Below are 15,866 nucleotides of genomic sequence, written 5' to 3' on the forward strand. Positions count from 1 at the left end.
TCAGTCTCCTTCGCCACAACGATCCCACCTCCAAGCAGAGCATCCGCCGCCGCAAACGTCGTGCCATCCTCAACAAGGACTATCGCAACCGCCTCATTTTTGGGGATCAACGGGTGCCGACTTCATAGCGCGATTGCCCTGGGGCGTTCTAACGGGGGCAACGCGCCGGTTCGGCGCCTTAAGTCAGCCTCCGCTGACCCGCTCCAAGCGGGTGGCTTCGGCCAATAAGCGGATGAGGGGCAGGGCCGCTTGCGCACAGGTTTCGCCCACGGCGATCAGCCCGTCGCGGTGCCCGCCCATGGCGATGACCTGGATGCCCGGTTCCCGCAGCAGATTCTCCACGGCGGTCGCCATGGCGGGTGTGCCATAGGCGATGTCCGGGTCGGTGGTGGGAATCGCCAAGGCTTGGGCGTGGTTCCATAGTTCAGGCGAATGGACATGCAGCACACAATTCGCCGCCGCCGCCCGGTAAACGGCGGCGTGGGTGAGGGCTTCGGAGGAGGGGCGGATCGGCCCTTCCGCCACTAGGCGGTTGGCGGGAATATCGAAGCCGGTGACGAGGCAATAGTGATGCGCCGTTAAGCCTTCGATGCCGCCGGTTTGCGTGCCGCTCACCAGGAAGCCCCGCCCGGCGAGGCGCTGGCTGACGTTGCCGTAGGCCAGGCCGCCGTAACGGCTCGGATCGTGGCCCGTCAGCCCCAGCCGGAACAGCAGGCCGCGCCAAGCGTCCAACTCGGCGAGGCTGGCCCAGTCGAGCGCGGGGGCGGGCTGGAAATCCAGGCGATATTTGGTGACGCCTTCGGTGTCTTCGGGCAAAGGAGGAGTGGACACGACGCTTGATTTAGGTGGGAAACTGGCAAATGGCCCGCTTTGCCGTGTAGTGAGAGAAGAACGGAATCGCGGATTGACGTCTGCCAAGGTGGCGGGAAATTGGTTTATTCCCTTCTGGACAGATGAAAAATTATTTCAGGGAATTATAATACCCCGCTAGTCCAAGCGTCTGAGTACGGATCGGGGCTTGTCGGGCAGGTTGCCGCGTCCGGTGTGAATCAGGCGAACGGAGCGATTTTTTAAGGATCATACAAGCGAATGTGGCGAAATTGGTAGACGCGCTGGATTTAGGTTCCAGTGGGGAAACCCTTGAGAGTTCGAGTCTCTCCATTCGCACCAAACAACCCCCCGCACGCCAAGCTTCGCGATCTCGGCAGGTCGCTACGGAATGCCGAGTCGTGATTGCGTCCGTCCATAGTTAATGGCCCCCGTGTTTGCGTGGCGCCGTCCATATCCACTCTCCAATTCTTACGAGCCTTTGAGGTAACAGCGACATGCAAGTTTCTGTCGAAACGACTTCCGAACTGAGCCGGAAAATGACCATCCAAGTGCCTGAGGAAACGATTCAGGAAAAGGTCTCGGCGCGGCTGAAGTCTTTGTCCAATCAAGTCAAGATCGACGGTTTCCGGCCCGGCAAGGTGCCTCAGAGCGTGGTTAAGAAGCGTTATGGACCGCAGGTTCGCGAGGAGGTGCTTTCAGACATGATCCAAACCACGTTCCAGGACGCGATTCGCAATGAGAAGCTGATGCCGGCGGGCGCACCCCAAATCATCGCCCACAAGGCGGACGAGGGCGAAGGGCTGGAATACGAAGCAAATTTCGAGGTGATGCCCGAATTCGTGCTGATGCCCTTGGAGACCCTGGAAGTTAAGCGCTTCGTGTCCGAGGTGACCGACGCAGATGTGGACACGATGGTGCAGCGTCTCCGGGAGCAGCGGAAAACTTGGCGGGATGTGGAGGCCCGTCCGGCCGCCGAAGGGGACCGCGTGGTTATCTCCTTTGATGGCTGGCTCGGCCAAGAGTCCTTCACCAATGGCCGGATTGACAACTTCCCGGTGGTGCTGGGCGCCAAGCAGATGATTCCTGGCTTTGAGGACAAGTTGACCGGCGCGGACGTAGGCGCGAAACTCGAATTTGAATTGGAGTTTCCCCAGGATTATCCGGGCGAAAAGATGGCTGGCAAGACGGGCCGGTTCGCCGTTGATGTGGTCAAGATCGAGGAAAGCCTGCTGCCGGAAGTGGACGCCGACTTCGTGAAACTGTTTGGCGTTGAGAACGGCGACATCGAAGCCTTCCGCACCGACATCAAGACCAACATGGAGCGCGAAATGCGCCGGGCCTTGCAGACGCGGACCAAGACCTCCGTCATGGATGCCCTGCACAACCGCAACACGTTCGGTCTGCCCAAGGCGCTGGTCAAGGAGGAGCTTGAGGACTTGGCCAAGCCGTACCGCGAAGAGGCCCGCAACCGCAAGCAGCACCTCGACGAGGCCAGGCTCAAGGAGCGGCTGGAACCCCTGGCCAATCGGCGCGTCGCGCTGGCGCTGGTCCTTGGCAAAATCATTGACGCCTATAATCTGTCCGTGGACCCGGGCCGCGTACGCGACACCGTTCAGGATCTCGCCATGAGTTATGAAGATTCCGAAGAGGTGGTGAGCTGGTATTACGCGGAAAAGGGACGGCTCCGGGAAATTGAAAATGTGGTGATGGAAGACCAGATTGTTGATTTGGTGTTGGAGAAGGCCACGGTCACCGACGAACAGGTTGGATTCCATGACCTCATGCAGGCGGCGGCGGGCAATGCGGCACCGGCCGGTCAAGCTTAACGAACTAAAGGCACAGGCATAAGCACGATGTTTACCAACGACTATTCCAAAGACCTGACCACCAGGGCGGCTGGCGGCTTGGTGCCCATCGTCATCGAGCAATCGGCGCGTGGCGAGCGGGCGTTTGATATTTATTCCCGACTGCTCAAGGAGCGCGTCATTTTCCTGGTCGGGCAGGTGGAAGACTACATGGCGAACCTCGTGATCGCCCAGCTTCTCTTCCTGGAATCGGAAAACCCCGACAAGGACATCCACCTTTACATCAATTCGCCGGGCGGCGTGGTCACGTCGGGGCTGGCGATTTACGATACCATGCAGTTTATCAAGCCCGATGTCAGCACCCTGTGCGTCGGCCAAGCGGCCAGCATGGGCGCTCTGCTGCTGGCGGGCGGCGCCCCTGGCAAGCGCTACGCGCTGCCCCATTCGCGGGTGATGATCCATCAGCCCTTGGGTGGCTTCCAGGGGCAGGCCAGCGACATCGACATTCACGCCCGCGAGATCCTAGCGGTGCGCGAACGGCTCAACACGATTCTGGCGAAACACACCGGCCAGCCCATGGAACGCATCCAGGCTGACACCGACCGCGACAATTTCATGGGAGGAGACGACGCGGTGCGGTATGGTCTAATCGACAAGGTGCTGACCAGCAGGGATGTGGGTTCGGCGGGATGAGCGTTGTTCCCCTAAGGACGGGGGAAGTGGCCGGGCCGCTTGTCGAAGGCGGCTCGGCGTTGACGCTGAATTCTTACTTTGACTAAGGGGCATGCAATGAGTGACGATAGGCACGGCAAAGACGGGGGTGGCAAGCTGTTGTACTGCTCGTTCTGCGGCAAGAGCCAGCACGAGGTCCGCAAGCTGATCGCGGGACCGGCAGTGTTTGTCTGCGACGAATGCGTTGAATTATGCAACGACATCATTCGTGAGGAGCTACAAGAGAACGTCGCGGCGGGGGTGGACAAGCTGCCCAAGCCGAAGGAAATCAAGAATGTTCTAGACGAATACGTCATCGGGCAGGAAAAGGCCAAGCGCACCCTGTCCGTGGCCGTTTATAACCACTACAAGCGGCTGCGGCTGCATGGCCATGCCAAGAAGAACGATGTCGAGCTGGCGAAGAGCAATATCCTCCTGATCGGTCCCACCGGGTCCGGCAAGACCTTGCTGGCGGAAACCCTGGCCCGCCTGTTGGACGTGCCCTTCACCATCGCCGATGCCACCACGTTGACCGAAGCCGGTTATGTCGGCGAGGACGTGGAAAACATCATCCAGAAGATTCTCCAGAAATGCGATTACGATGTGGAGAAGGCCGAGTCCGGCATCGTCTACATCGACGAAATCGACAAGATTTCCCGCAAGTCCGACAACCCCTCCATCACCCGCGATGTGTCCGGCGAGGGTGTGCAGCAGGCCCTGCTCAAGCTGATTGAAGGCACCGTCGCCTCGGTCCCGCCGCAGGGTGGGCGCAAGCATCCGCAGCAGGAGTTCTTGCAGGTCAACACGGCGAATATCCTGTTTATTTGTGGCGGTGCGTTTGCCGGGTTGGAAAAGGTCATCCGCGCCCGCTCCGAGAAGGGCGGCATCGGCTTCGCCGCCGACGTGAAGAGCAAGGACGAGCGCCGCAATGTGGGCGAAGTGCTGGCCGATGTGGAAGCGGAAGACCTGATTCGTTACGGCTTGATACCGGAATTCGTGGGCCGCCTGCCGGTGGTCGCGACCTTGGAGGAACTGGACGAACCGGCTTTGGTGCGCATCCTGACCGAGCCGCGTAACGCCCTGGTGAAGCAGTACAAGAAGCTGTTCGAAATGGAGGGCTGCGACCTCGAAATCCGCGAGGACGCCTTGAAGATAGTGGCCCGCCGGGCCATGGATCGGAAAACTGGCGCTCGGGGCTTGCGCACCATCCTTGAACATGCCCTGCTCGACACGATGTATGAGTTACCGTCCGCCGAGCATGTCTCCAAAGTGGTTATTGACGAAAAGGTTATCCGGGGTGAAACGGAACCTTATCTGATTTACACGGGTGGCGAGAAACAATGCGCTTCAGGGGAATAAAATCCAGTTTTCCCCGCGTCCCCATTAAATAATAAATCGCCCGCTAGTCGGGCGTTTTTTTTGCCGTTTTATTAAAGCGCCCCTTGTTTTTGGCCCGCCCTTACCTATATCTTCAAATCGTATCCCCTGACCAATTACCAACCCAGTGGTTTCCCGATGGAAAAACAGCAGGCTACCTTGAGACCGGACAAAGCCGTTCCGGTGCTACCTTTGCGCGATGTGGTGGTTTATCCGCACATGGTAATCCCCCTGTTCGTGGGCAGGGAGAAGTCGATATTGGCGCTCGACAGCGCCATGCGCGACAACAAGCAGATTTTATTGGTGGCCCAGAAAGAGGCCGAGGTGGATGACCCCGAGTTTGAAGACCTTTACCGGGTTGGGACGCTTTCCAACATCCTGCAATTGCTGAAGCTTCCCGATGGCACCGTCAAGGTGCTGGTGGAGGGCGCCGAGCGCAGCCGGGTGGAAAAATACCGGATGGCCGACAAGCATTACACGGCGGTTGTCTCCCCCCTGGAGGATGAGATTGCGATCGACGACCAGGAGCTGGAGGTGATGATCCGCACCGTCATCAACACCTTCGACCAGTACGTCAAGCTCAACAAGCGCATTCCCCCGGAAGTCCTCAATTCCCTGGCCGGGATCGACGATCCCAGCCGCCTGGCGGACACCATCGCCGCCCACATGACCATCAAGATCGAGGACAAGCAGTCCGTGCTGGAGTCCGCCGAGGTGACGGCCCGCTTGGAGCGCCTGATGACGCTGATGGAGGGCGAGGTGGACATGCTCGAAATGGAGAAGCGCATCCGGGGCCGCGTCAAGCAGCAGATGGAGAAGAATCAGCGCGAGTATTACCTCAACGAGCAGATGAAGGCCATCCAGAAGGAACTGGGCGAGATGGAGGACGTGCCCAACGAGTTCGAGGAGCTGGCCCGCAAGATTCAAAAATCCGGGATGCCGGAGGCCGCCAAGACCAAGACCGAGACCGAGTTGAACAAGCTCAAGTTGATGTCGCCGATGTCCGCCGAGGCCACGGTGGTGCGCAACTACATCGACTGGATGGTCGGGATGCCCTGGAAGAAGCGCAGCAAGGTCAGCAACGACCTCAAGCACGCCGAGGAAATCCTGGAAGCCGAGCATTACGGGCTGGATAAGGTCAAGGAGCGCATCCTGGAATACCTGGCCGTGCAGCAGCGCGTGAAAAAGCTCAAGGGGCCGATTCTCTGCCTGGTGGGTCCGCCCGGCGTGGGCAAGACCTCGCTAGGCCAGTCCATCGCCCGCGCCACCAACCGCAAATACGTCCGCATGGCCCTGGGCGGCATCCGCGACGAGGCGGAAATCCGGGGGCATCGGCGCACCTACATCGGCTCCATGCCGGGCAAGATTTTGCAGAACCTGTCCAAGACCAAGACCCGCAACCCCATGTTCATGCTCGACGAGATCGACAAGATGGCCATGGATTTCCGGGGCGACCCGGCGTCGGCATTGCTGGAGGTGCTGGACCCGGAGCAGAACCACACCTTCAACGACCACTACCTGGAAGTCGATTTCGATTTGTCCGAGGTCATGTTCGTCGCCACGGCCAACACCCTGAACATCCCGGCGCCGCTGCTCGACCGCATGGAGGTGATCCGCATCGCGGGCTACACCGAGGACGAGAAGATCAATATCGCCCTGCGCTATTTGATCCCCAAGCAAATCAAAAACAATGGCTTGAAGGACAGCGAAATCCATATCGCCGAGTCGGCCATCCGCGACATCATCCGCTACCACACCCGCGAGGCCGGGGTCCGCAACCTGGAGCGGGACATCGCTAAAATTTGCCGCAAGGTCGTCAAGAGCCTGCTGTTGAAGCCCAACACCAAGCGCATCAACGTCACCAACCGTAACCTGGACGATTTCCTGGGCGTGCGTCGGTTCCGCTACGGGCGGGCCGAGGAGAATGACCAGATCGGCCAGGTCACGGGGCTGGCCTGGACGGAGGTGGGCGGCGAATTGCTGACCATCGAAGCCGTGGTGATGACGGGCACCGGCAAGCACACCTACACCGGCAAGCTGGGCGAGGTGATGCAGGAGTCGATACAAACGGCGATGACCGTTGCCCGCAGCCGCTCGGAAGTGTTGGGCATTGACCCGGCGTTCTACCAGAAGCATGACGTGCATATCCATGTCCCGGAAGGCGCGACGCCCAAGGACGGCCCGAGCGCGGGCATCGGCATGTGTACGGCCTTGGTGTCTGCGTTGACGCTCATTCCGGTGCGCTCGGACGTGGCGATGACCGGCGAAATCACCTTGCGCGGCGAGGTGCTGCCCATTGGCGGCTTGAAGGAAAAGCTGCTGGCGGCGCACCGGGGCGGCATCACCAAGGTGTTGATTCCGCAGGAAAATCAAAAGGATTTGGCGGAAATCCCCAAGAACATCAAGCAGGATTTGACGATCATTCCGGTGCGCTGGATCGACGAAGTGCTGAGGGTCGCGTTGCAGCACATGCCGGAACCCTTGGTCAAGCCGTCCATTGAGGCGGATAGCGTGACCAAGCCCGCCATAACCGCTGGCATGATAGTTGCGCATTGAGTGTCGCATGACATTGGCAGTGCGCCCATCCTTGCGGGTGGGCGCGGTGTCCCGACGCCAGACGTCATGCGGCTTGACACGACTTTTCGTGTGCTGCTAAATTGCTTCGGGTAGGGTTCGCGGCGCCGCCGATGGCCCTAGAGGCTTCATCGGAATCTGTTTCGAACTTCAGTCAGATCAACAACTAATCCCAACCATATAAGGGGGAATTGAATGAATAAGGCGGAACTCATTGATGCGATCGCGGACTCGGCTGACCTGACCAAGGCTGACGCAGGACGTGCGCTGGATGGCATGATCGATGCCATCACGGCGGCTTTGAAGAAAGGTGAGACGGTTTCCCTCGTTGGGTTCGGCTCCTTCGCTGTGAAGGAACGCGCCGAGCGCCAAGGGCGCAATCCGCAGACTGGCGATTCCATCACCATCGCGGCTGCAAAAATTCCTTCATTTAAAGCTGGCAAAGCCCTGAAGGATGCTGTAAACTAGCAAACTCTTTCAGGGTGCTTAGCTCAGCTGGGAGAGCATCGCCCTTACAAGGCGAGGGTCGTAGGTTCGATCCCTACAGCACCCACCATTACTTGGAGCGGTAGTTCAGTTGGTCAGAATACCGGCCTGTCACGCCGGGGGTCGCGGGTTCGAGCCCCGTCCGCTCCGCCACTTTTGAGAATAAAACCCCGCGCCTTGTAGCGGGGTTTTTTTTTGGCGAAGGAAAGTCCTTCGTAATCCACCGGTTCATCTTCCCCCCATCGAATTTCGACAAAGGTTCTGGCTATGCTCCAAGCGATTCGTGATCGTGCGCAAGGCATTTTTGCCTGGGTAATGTTGATTCTTATCGGCGTGCCCTTCGCCCTGTGGGGTATTCAAAACTATATGGACACCGGCAAGGAGCAGCCCGCCGCCACCGTGGGCGGACATGAGATTTTCGACCGGGACGTGAGCCGGGCCTACGAGCAGAACATTGCGAGCCTTGTGGGCGTGGCCGATTACGACGAGAAGCAAATGCGGCACGAGGCATTGGAGCGGCTGATCCGCGAGGAGGTCATCGCCCAGAGCGCCGAGGACAAATCCCTGGCGGTGAGCGACGCCGATGTCCGGGGCTTCATCCAGACGCTGCCGTATTTCCAAACCGATGGCAAATTCGACAAGGAAAAATACAAGGTCATGCTGTCCGCCCAGCACATGACGCCCAACCAGTTGGTGGCGCAAATCCGCCGCGCCCTGGTGATGGAGCAATACCAGCGGGGTGTTTTGGACAGCGCCTTCGTCACCAAGGATCAGGTCGATATGCTGCTGCGCCTGCGCAATCAAGAGCGCGAAATTGAATACGCCACCGTCCCCCTCAGGCTGGTGAACCGCACCTTCCCCGACGCGGAGATTGAGGCTTACTACCGCGAACACCTCCCGGAATTCGGCAACCCGGAACAGGTTTCCATCGAATACGTCACGCTCAATCTGGACGATTTGGCGAAACAGGTGCAAGTCACCGAGGCGGACCTGCGCAATCTGTATGAGGAGCAAAAAGCCAGCTTCGGCACCGAGGAGCGCCGCAAGGCCAGCCATATCCTGATTCCGGTGGAAAAGCCGGATGAAGCCGCCGACAAGGCGGCACTCGCCAAGATCGCCCAGATTCGTGAACGGCTGGTCAAGGGCGAGGATTTCGCCAAGGTGGCGAAAGAAGTGTCCGGGGATTCGGTCTCCGCCAAGCAGGGCGGCGACCTGGGCTTCATCAACAAGGACGCCATGGAGGAAAACTTCGCCAAGGCGGCGTTCGCCTTGAACCAAGGCGATTTGTCCGAGCCCGTGAAGACCTCGTTCGGCTATCACCTCATCAAGGTCACCGAGTTGGTGCCGGCCCGCGTTAAATCTTTCGAAGAGGTCAAGGACGAACTCGGCAAGACCTTCCAGCACAACGCGGCGGAGAACAAGTTCTACGATCTCGGCCAAACCCTCACCGAGCAAAGCTTCGAGCATCCCGACAGCCTGGAGCCTGCGGCCAAGCAACTCAATCTGAAAGTCGAGCAAACCGGCCTGTTCACCCGGGATGCGGGCGAAGGCGTGGCAAGCGAAGAAGCGGTTCGCAAAGCCGCGTTCAGCGAGGAGGTCTTGAGCGGCCGCAACAGCGATCCGGTGGAGTTGGGCAATGAGAAGGCCATGGTGCTGCGGGTGAAGGAGCATCGGCCCGCTTCCGACAAGCCTCTGGCCGACGTGAAAACCGCGATTATCGAGCGGCTGAAAGATCAGGAGGCCCGCCGCGTGGCGAGTCAGCAGGTCGATGGCTTCACGAAGCAGGTCCGCGAAGGCCGTTCCTTCGCTGAGGTGGCGAAAGCCGCCGGGTTGCAAGTGGTCAAGCCGCCCGCCTTGCGCCGTAGCGACGACAAGCTGCCCCACGCCTTGGTCGGCGCTGTCTTCAAGGCACCCCGGCCCGCCGAGGGCAAGCCGACACTCCAAGGCGTTGAAGTGGAAAATGGCGAGCGCATTGTGTTCAACCTACTCGCCGTCAAGGATGGCGCCGCCGCGCCCGCCGACGCCAAGGAGCTGGATTCGGCCCGTGAATTCCTGTCACGATCCGAGGGCCAGCGGGAGTTTTCTTCCTTCGTGGCCCGTTTGCGGGAAATCGCCGACGTGTGGGTGAAGCCCGAGACCTAGGGCGCTTTCGGTTTCGCTGAACAGCGGAGGCTGGCTTCGACTCCGCTCAGCCAGCGGCTTTACTTTGCATTCCGGGCTTGAAATCGTTTTAAGCATTCTTCCCGAGCCGTGGAGCCTAGCTTGGGTTCCACGGTGCCCGCCCGAATCCCCTCCCTCAAAGCTGGTTCGCCTGAAATCCCTTGGCCCGCAACAGGGCGACGATGCCTTTCTCCCCGACCAGCCGCCTCGCGTCCAGGATCACGAAATAAGTCCTGCCGTCGGCGACCATCTCCGCCACCTTCTCGGCCATGGCTTCGCTTTGAGCCTGGTTTTTGTCTTGTAGCATTTTTTCGGATTTCGGCAGGGCGTCGCTGCTATGGCGCTGTGAATAGGCCAAAGCGTCGGCGTCGCCTTTCTTCCATGCCTCCACCAGAGACTTGAAATACTCGTTCTTGAGGTCGGCCTCGTACAGCGCTCGGATCAACACCTGTTCCTGCTCGGCGTCCGTCAGGGCTTCATAATGCTTGATCCGCTCTTCCAGCGGATCGAGTTCCAGGATGGGCTTGAGGGTTTCGCCCGCCTTGACGAAGGTTTTGTCCACGCTCAGCTTGTCGTCCAGTCTCGCCTGCTTGAGCGCGGCGTTCTTGAGCCTCAGCGCCGCCATCCAGGGCCGCAGGGAATTGATGGACTCTTCGGTGAGGTTGAGGGACTTGGCGAGTTCCACCGTTTTCTGCCAAGTGACCGGCTTGATGTGATTTGACAGGCTGGAGCCATCGGTATAGCTGCCCTTCGCCACGAGGAAGCCGCCCGCCGCCGCGGGATCGGTGCCGGCATCCAATTCTTTCGACACCACCAGCACCTTGGACTCGGTGAAGGCGTCCATAACGGATTCCGGCAGCGGGTACATGTCGGCGGCACCGTAGTTCAGGGAACCCATCAGGTACAGGGCGCGGTTCGGCTGGGTCAGCTTCCACAGCAGCATGGGCCGGTTTTCCGCAGGCGCGAGCTTCGCCAGGGCCGGGGGCAGTCCGGTGGAGGTCAATTCCTTGCACGGCTTGTCCTGGTAGAAGACCTTGTTGTTGGCATCCAGGCATTTATAAACGCCGGCCTGCCCCAAGGCGGGCGCGACGCTCAGGGATAAGAGCAATAAGCGGGGGATCGTGGAAGACATCGCAGCCTTTCGAATAGTTATTGAAGAAGCCTCTAGCGGTCCAGTCGGTTCGCTCTCCGGTCCCGTCCCGGGCGGGGAACCTCGGTCGGGTACTTTAGTGCGGATGGCGGGCCAATGGCAAACAAAACCACGCCCAGGTTATGGGCTTCCGCCGCCGCCCACACTGAACTCCCGCCCCGTCCGGCCTATCTATATTGCCAGGGCCGACCCATTTAGATGTGAAGGAACCTGTCGGCCTGGTCGGCTATCCGACCGTTCCCCATTCTAGAACAAGGACGGCTATGAAGATTGCACAGGTCGCACCCCTGCACGAAAGCGTGCCTCCCAAGCTTTACGGCGGCACGGAACGGATTGTTCATTATTTGACCGAAGCCCTGGTTGATGCGGGCCACGATGTCACCCTATTCGCCAGCGGCGATTCCAAAACCCGCGCCCGTCTGGAACCCATCGTCGAAACGGCCCTGCGGCTGGACGACCGGGTGGTGGACGCTCTGGCGCCCCATCTGCTGATGTTCGACCGGGTGGCGGAAATGGCCGCGAAGTTCGATGTCATCCATTTCCACACCGATTATTTGCACTTCCCGGTATTCCGCCGCTGTGCGGTGCCCCATCTCACCACCTTCCATGGCCGCCTGGATTTGCGCGATTTGCGGCCCATTTTCGAGAATTTCCGTGAACTGCCCATGGCGTCCATATCGGATTACCAGCGCTCGCCAGTCAGGCGGGCCAACTGGTTGGGCACCGTCTATCACGGCCTGCCCGAAGATTTGTATACCTTCCGCCCCGAGTCCGGCGAATATTTGGCCTTCCTCGGGCGCATCTCCCCGGAGAAGCGCCCCGACCGGGCCATCGAAATCGCTCTCCGCGCTGGCCTGCCTCTTAAGATGGCGGCCAAGGTGGACAAGGCTGACCGGGATTATTACGCGGAAAAAATCCGGCCCTTGATGGACCACCCCCTCATTGAATTCGTCGGCGAAGTGAACGAGCGGGAGAAAAACGACCTGCTCGGGAATGCCCGCGCCCTGCTGTTCCCCATCGACTGGCCGGAGCCGTTCGGGCTGGTGATGATCGAGGCGCTGGCCTGCGGCACGCCGGTGGTCGCCTTCAACAATGGCTCGGTGCCCGAAGTGCTGCGCCATGGCGAGACGGGCTTCATCGTGAACACGGTGGACGAGGCCGTGGCCGCCGTGGCGAACATCGACGCGATCAGCCGCGCCCATTGCCGCTGGGAGTTCGAAAACCGTTTTTCGTCGCGGCTCATGGCGAAGAGCTACGGCGAGTTGTACGGGCGATTGCTGCGCGGGGAACGGGCTGGTTTCGGACAGCCGGGGGTCATCGACTTGGTCGCCACCCAGGCCGCCAAGCCCAAACCGAAATCCAGGCCGGAGCCAGAGCGGTCGGTCGGCGGCATGAAGGCCGAATAGGCTTTTTGAATTGAAGGCATGTTGGGAGGTGGGTTTAACTGATTTATCCCGTCGTTGGGAGCGCGGGCCGCTGGCCCGCGAGCGGGCGGGACGCCCGCGCTCCGACCGTGTTGTCAAAAACCCATTAAGCCCACCTCCCCGGGGTGCAAAAAACTTCTTGTTCCCGCGCCCGATGGCCACCGCCATTGAGTTACCCGCTTAACAAGAATTTTCGGTGTTGGGTGGGCATGTCCTCATGCCCACCGATTTTTAACCCAGCGTGTTTTGGTGGGCATGAGTACAGTACCTGCCCACCCTACAGGAATCCGGTGATGCAGGAAGCAAGAACGCTAAGCGAGAGAGGCCCACAGCATGGTTGACCACAATTCCGGCGAGGATCAATGGTATGTCATCGCCACCGGCCCGGCGACTGAGGAACCGGCGCGGGTGCTTAAGCACGGCGATACCTTCGGCGTGTTCGACCGGCACGGCGATATTTTCCAGGCGGAAGGGGACGGTCACGGCAACCTGACCCAGCAGGGGCTTTATCACGAGGGCACCCGTTATCTCTCCTACTGGGAGCTGCGCGTCAACGGGCAGCGGCCCTTGCTGCTCAGTTCCATGATCAAGGAGGACAACAGCTTGCTGGTGGTCGACATGACCACGCCCGATATGTACCGTCAGGGCGAGTTGGTCATCCCCAAGGGCAGCGTCCATTTGTTCCGTTCCGTGGCGCTGTGGGGGCAGGCCCGTTACGAGCATCTACGGCTGGTGAATTATGGCGAGCAGCCGGTGGAGCTGACCGTCGAATTGCTCATGGCCGCCGACTACCGGGATATTTTCGAGGTGCGGGGCGTGCGGCGTCCCCAGCGCGGCACCCTGCTGGCTTCGGAGGTGGGCGAGAATTACGTGGTGCTGGGCTACCGGGGACTCGACCGGGAAACGCGGCAAACCCGCATTTGCTTCGACTGGCAGCCCCATGGACTCGACACCTCCCGCGCCGTCACCATGCTGCACCTGGAATCCCGCGAATCCCGCCACATGCACCTGTCCGCCGTGTGTACGGCGGGCCGGAAGGCGGCGCCCGTGTGCGATTACTATCAGGCCATGACCAATGTGGAGGCCACCATCGCCGCCCATGACGCCCAGGCCGCGAAGATTTACACGTCCAACGAAGAATTCAACGACTGGCTCAACCGCTCCGGGTCCGACCTGGAAATGCTCGTGACCCACACCCCCGAGGGCATGTACCCCTACGCCGGGGTGCCCTGGTACAGCACGCCGTTCGGACGGGATGGACTCATCACCGCCCTGCAAACCCTGTGGATGCGGCCCGCGCTGGCCCGTGGGGTGCTGACATTCCTCGCCGCCACCCAGGCGGACCGGCTCGACCCGGCCCAGGACGCGGAGCCGGGCAAGATACTCCACGAGGCCCGCTCCGGCGAAATGGCGACCTTGGGCGAAATTCCCTTTGGCCGCTATTACGGCACGGTGGACGCCACGCCCTTGTTCGTCATCCTGGCCGGGCACTACTACCGGCGCACCAGCGACCGCGATTTCATCCGCACCATCTGGCCGAATATCGAGCGGGCGCTGGCCTGGATCGACAACTACGGCGACAGCGATGGCGATGGCTTTGTCGAATACGCCCGCCACAGCGAGAACGGCCTGGTCCAGCAGGGCTGGAAGGATTCCAACGATTCCGTGTTCCACGCCGATGGCACCCTGGCCCATGGACCCATCGCCCTGTGCGAGGTGCAGGGTTACGTCTACAAGGCCAAGCTGTTGGCGGCGGAATTGGGCGACGCGCTGAGCCGCCCAGATCAAGCGCACCGCTGGCGCCACGACGCGGAACGGCTGCGGCGGCGCTTCAACGAGGCGTTCTGGGTGGAAGAACTCGGCACCTACGCCCTGGCCCTGGATGGCGACAAACGGCCTTGCAAGGTGCGCGCCTCCAATGCTGGCCACACCTTGTTCAGCGGCATCGCCGATCCCGCCTACGCCCGGCGGGTGACGGACACGCTGATGGCGAAGGAATCCTTCAGCGGCTGGGGCGTCCGCACCGTGGCGGAAAGCGAGAGCCGCTACAACCCCATGGCCTACCACAACGGCTCGATTTGGCCCCACGACAACGGCATGGTGGCCTTCGGCATGGCCCGCTACGGCTTCAAGCAGGAGGCCATGGCGGTGCTGACCGGCTTCTTCGAGTCCAGCATCTTCCTGGAACTGCACCGCCTGCCGGAACTGTTCTGCGGCTTCACCCGGATGCCCGGCCAAGGTCCGACGCTGTATCCCGTGGCCTGCTCGCCGCAAGCCTGGGCCAGTAGCGCGGTGTTCCAGATGGTGCAAGCCTGCCTGGGACTCACCTTCTCCGTCGACAAGCCGCAGGTGCGCTTCTATCACCCGCAACTCCCGGCTTATATCGACTGGATGCGGATCGAGGGGCTGTGCTTCGGCGACGGACTCATCGACCTCGTGCTGCGCCGCCACGCCAATGACGTGGGCATCAATGTGGAGCGGAAGGAGGGGGATATTGATGTGGCGATAGTGGTGTAAGTCCCGTGGGAGCGGTTTTCCAATCGCGACCGGCTGTTAGAGCGTATCCATCAAGCCCCCCGCTTGGAAACCAGCAGTGGATTGGCTTAGCGAGTAAGGCCGACTCGGTTTTGAAAACCGGGTCCGGCCTACTTGGGAACCAGCGGGTTATTTTTGTGGGTTAGAATCGCCCTTTTGCCAAAAGGTAAAGGGTATCGCCATGAAAACCACCGGACTCGTCTGCAAAAATACCGCGCTGGCCTTCCTGATGATCGCCATGACCTCGGGCTTGGCGGGTTGCAGCAAGGTCAACCGGGAGAATTACGACAAGCTCAAGATGGGCATGGATTACGGCGAAGTCATCCAAATTCTGGGTGAGCCAGCCAACTGCGACAACTTAATCACCGCCAAAAGCTGCGTATGGGGGAAAGCCCCGAAGACCATCACCGTCCAATTGATTGGGGATAAGGTGATTTTATTCCAGGGTGAAGGTTTGTAAGTTTAGGGCTTCGCAGCCCTTGTTATTCAATGCCTTAAAGTGTTCGTAGTGCCGCCTGAATGAAGGCGGGACTACAAGCAAAAAGCTGCGTAAGTTCTGAGACGATTTCCAGGAAAAGACATACCTGTAGGATGGGTAGAGCGAAGCGAAACCCATCACCCTGTCTCCGGTTCGATGGGTTTCGCGAGTACGCTCTCCCTCCTATGGAACAACAACCGCTGCGAGGCATGGAGCGATGTGAAGCGAGCGAGCCGAGTAGTCCCCGGTAGCCCGAGTGCCGGGCGGATTCCCGGAGGGAATCTGCAAGGCCCACGACCGGGCGTAGAGCCATTTGTGGAGCCACGTCCCGATCC

General features: G+C 60.3%; 11 protein-coding genes and 3 tRNA genes. 12 read left to right on the forward strand and 2 right to left on the reverse strand.

Going from position 1 to position 15,866, the window contains the following annotated elements; genetic code table 11:
• Window positions 1–183: 183 nt before the first annotated feature.
• Window positions 184–831 (reverse strand): class II aldolase/adducin family protein, encoded by a 648-nt coding sequence (locus ACXWUF_RS07275; RefSeq protein ID WP_458497657.1) that lies wholly within the window; start codon window positions 829–831, stop codon window positions 184–186.
• A 254-nt stretch (window positions 832–1,085) separates the two neighbouring features.
• Here ACXWUF_RS07275 and ACXWUF_RS07280 point away from each other — a divergent pair.
• From ACXWUF_RS07280 to ACXWUF_RS07320, 9 genes are all read left to right on the forward strand, one after another.
• Window positions 1,086–1,170: transfer RNA gene (locus ACXWUF_RS07280), tRNA-Leu, on the forward strand.
• A gap of 155 nt (window positions 1,171–1,325) precedes the next feature.
• Window positions 1,326–2,657 carry a trigger factor gene (gene tig / locus ACXWUF_RS07285; protein ID WP_458494008.1) on the forward strand — a complete coding sequence of 444 codons (1,332 nt, stop codon included), beginning with the start codon at window positions 1,326–1,328 and terminating at the stop codon, window positions 2,655–2,657.
• A gap of 27 nt (window positions 2,658–2,684) precedes the next feature.
• The gene (clpP, locus tag ACXWUF_RS07290) at window positions 2,685–3,329 is read left to right on the forward strand and encodes an ATP-dependent Clp endopeptidase proteolytic subunit ClpP (protein ID WP_458494009.1); all 645 of its coding nucleotides are present in this window, start codon (window positions 2,685–2,687) and stop codon (window positions 3,327–3,329) included.
• A gap of 96 nt (window positions 3,330–3,425) precedes the next feature.
• The gene (clpX, locus tag ACXWUF_RS07295; RefSeq protein WP_458494010.1) at window positions 3,426–4,706 is read left to right on the forward strand and encodes an ATP-dependent Clp protease ATP-binding subunit ClpX; all 1,281 of its coding nucleotides are present in this window, start codon (window positions 3,426–3,428) and stop codon (window positions 4,704–4,706) included.
• Window positions 4,707–4,862: 156 nt separating this feature from the next.
• Entirely contained in the window at window positions 4,863–7,280 is a 2,418-nt protein-coding gene (gene lon, locus ACXWUF_RS07300) for an endopeptidase La (protein WP_458494011.1), read from the forward strand.
• 213 nt (window positions 7,281–7,493) lie between these two features.
• Window positions 7,494–7,766, forward strand: a complete 273-nt coding sequence (locus ACXWUF_RS07305; protein ID WP_458494012.1) for an HU family DNA-binding protein — start codon at window positions 7,494–7,496, stop codon at window positions 7,764–7,766.
• Between the two features lie 12 nt (window positions 7,767–7,778).
• Window positions 7,779–7,854 (forward strand) — tRNA-Val (locus ACXWUF_RS07310).
• Window positions 7,855–7,860: 6 nt separating this feature from the next.
• Window positions 7,861–7,937: transfer RNA gene (locus ACXWUF_RS07315), tRNA-Asp, on the forward strand.
• A 114-nt stretch (window positions 7,938–8,051) separates the two neighbouring features.
• Window positions 8,052–9,926 (forward strand): SurA N-terminal domain-containing protein, encoded by a 1,875-nt coding sequence (locus tag ACXWUF_RS07320; RefSeq protein WP_458494013.1) that lies wholly within the window; start codon window positions 8,052–8,054, stop codon window positions 9,924–9,926.
• 154 nt (window positions 9,927–10,080) lie between these two features.
• Here ACXWUF_RS07320 and ACXWUF_RS07325 read toward each other — a convergent pair whose 3' ends face one another.
• Window positions 10,081–11,076 carry a TraB/GumN family protein gene (locus ACXWUF_RS07325; RefSeq protein ID WP_458494014.1) on the reverse strand — a complete coding sequence of 332 codons (996 nt, stop codon included), beginning with the start codon at window positions 11,074–11,076 and terminating at the stop codon, window positions 10,081–10,083.
• A 281-nt stretch (window positions 11,077–11,357) separates the two neighbouring features.
• Here ACXWUF_RS07325 and ACXWUF_RS07330 point away from each other — a divergent pair, with 281 nt between their 5' ends.
• The 3 genes from ACXWUF_RS07330 (at window position 11,358) to ACXWUF_RS07340 (ending at window position 15,513) form a co-directional block, all read left to right on the forward strand.
• Complete coding sequence (locus tag ACXWUF_RS07330) at window positions 11,358–12,500, forward strand: glycosyltransferase family 4 protein (RefSeq protein WP_458494015.1); 1,143 nt, start codon at window positions 11,358–11,360, stop codon at window positions 12,498–12,500.
• A gap of 351 nt (window positions 12,501–12,851) precedes the next feature.
• On the forward strand, window positions 12,852–15,035 hold the full coding sequence (locus ACXWUF_RS07335) for an amylo-alpha-1,6-glucosidase (protein ID WP_458494016.1): 2,184 nt from the start codon (window positions 12,852–12,854) through the stop codon (window positions 15,033–15,035).
• A 199-nt stretch (window positions 15,036–15,234) separates the two neighbouring features.
• A complete protein-coding gene (locus tag ACXWUF_RS07340; protein ID WP_458494017.1) occupies window positions 15,235–15,513 on the forward strand; it encodes a DUF3862 domain-containing protein in 279 nt (92 codons plus the stop codon).
• Window positions 15,514–15,866: the final 353 nt, after the last annotated feature.

The organism is Methylomagnum sp. (assembly GCF_054333355.1).

What these genes read in the sequence shown, in the direction of transcription:
- lon (WP_458494011.1), top strand. Translation starts at nt 4,863, where the DNA reads ATGGAAAAACAGCAGGCTACCTTGAGACCGGACAAAGCCGTTCCGGTG.
- ACXWUF_RS07340 (WP_458494017.1), top strand. Translation starts at nt 15,235, where the DNA reads ATGAAAACCACCGGACTCGTCTGCAAAAATACCGCGCTGGCCTTCCTG.
- tig (WP_458494008.1), top strand. Translation starts at nt 1,326, where the DNA reads ATGCAAGTTTCTGTCGAAACGACTTCCGAACTGAGCCGGAAAATGACC.
- ACXWUF_RS07330 (WP_458494015.1), top strand. Translation starts at nt 11,358, where the DNA reads ATGAAGATTGCACAGGTCGCACCCCTGCACGAAAGCGTGCCTCCCAAG.
- ACXWUF_RS07305 (WP_458494012.1), top strand. Translation starts at nt 7,494, where the DNA reads ATGAATAAGGCGGAACTCATTGATGCGATCGCGGACTCGGCTGACCTG.
- clpP (WP_458494009.1), top strand. Translation starts at nt 2,685, where the DNA reads ATGTTTACCAACGACTATTCCAAAGACCTGACCACCAGGGCGGCTGGC.
- ACXWUF_RS07320 (WP_458494013.1), top strand. Translation starts at nt 8,052, where the DNA reads ATGCTCCAAGCGATTCGTGATCGTGCGCAAGGCATTTTTGCCTGGGTA.
- ACXWUF_RS07335 (WP_458494016.1), top strand. Translation starts at nt 12,852, where the DNA reads ATGGTTGACCACAATTCCGGCGAGGATCAATGGTATGTCATCGCCACC.
- clpX (WP_458494010.1), top strand. Translation starts at nt 3,426, where the DNA reads ATGAGTGACGATAGGCACGGCAAAGACGGGGGTGGCAAGCTGTTGTAC.
- ACXWUF_RS07325 (WP_458494014.1), bottom strand. Translation starts at nt 11,076, where the DNA reads ATGTCTTCCACGATCCCCCGCTTATTGCTCTTATCCCTGAGCGTCGCG.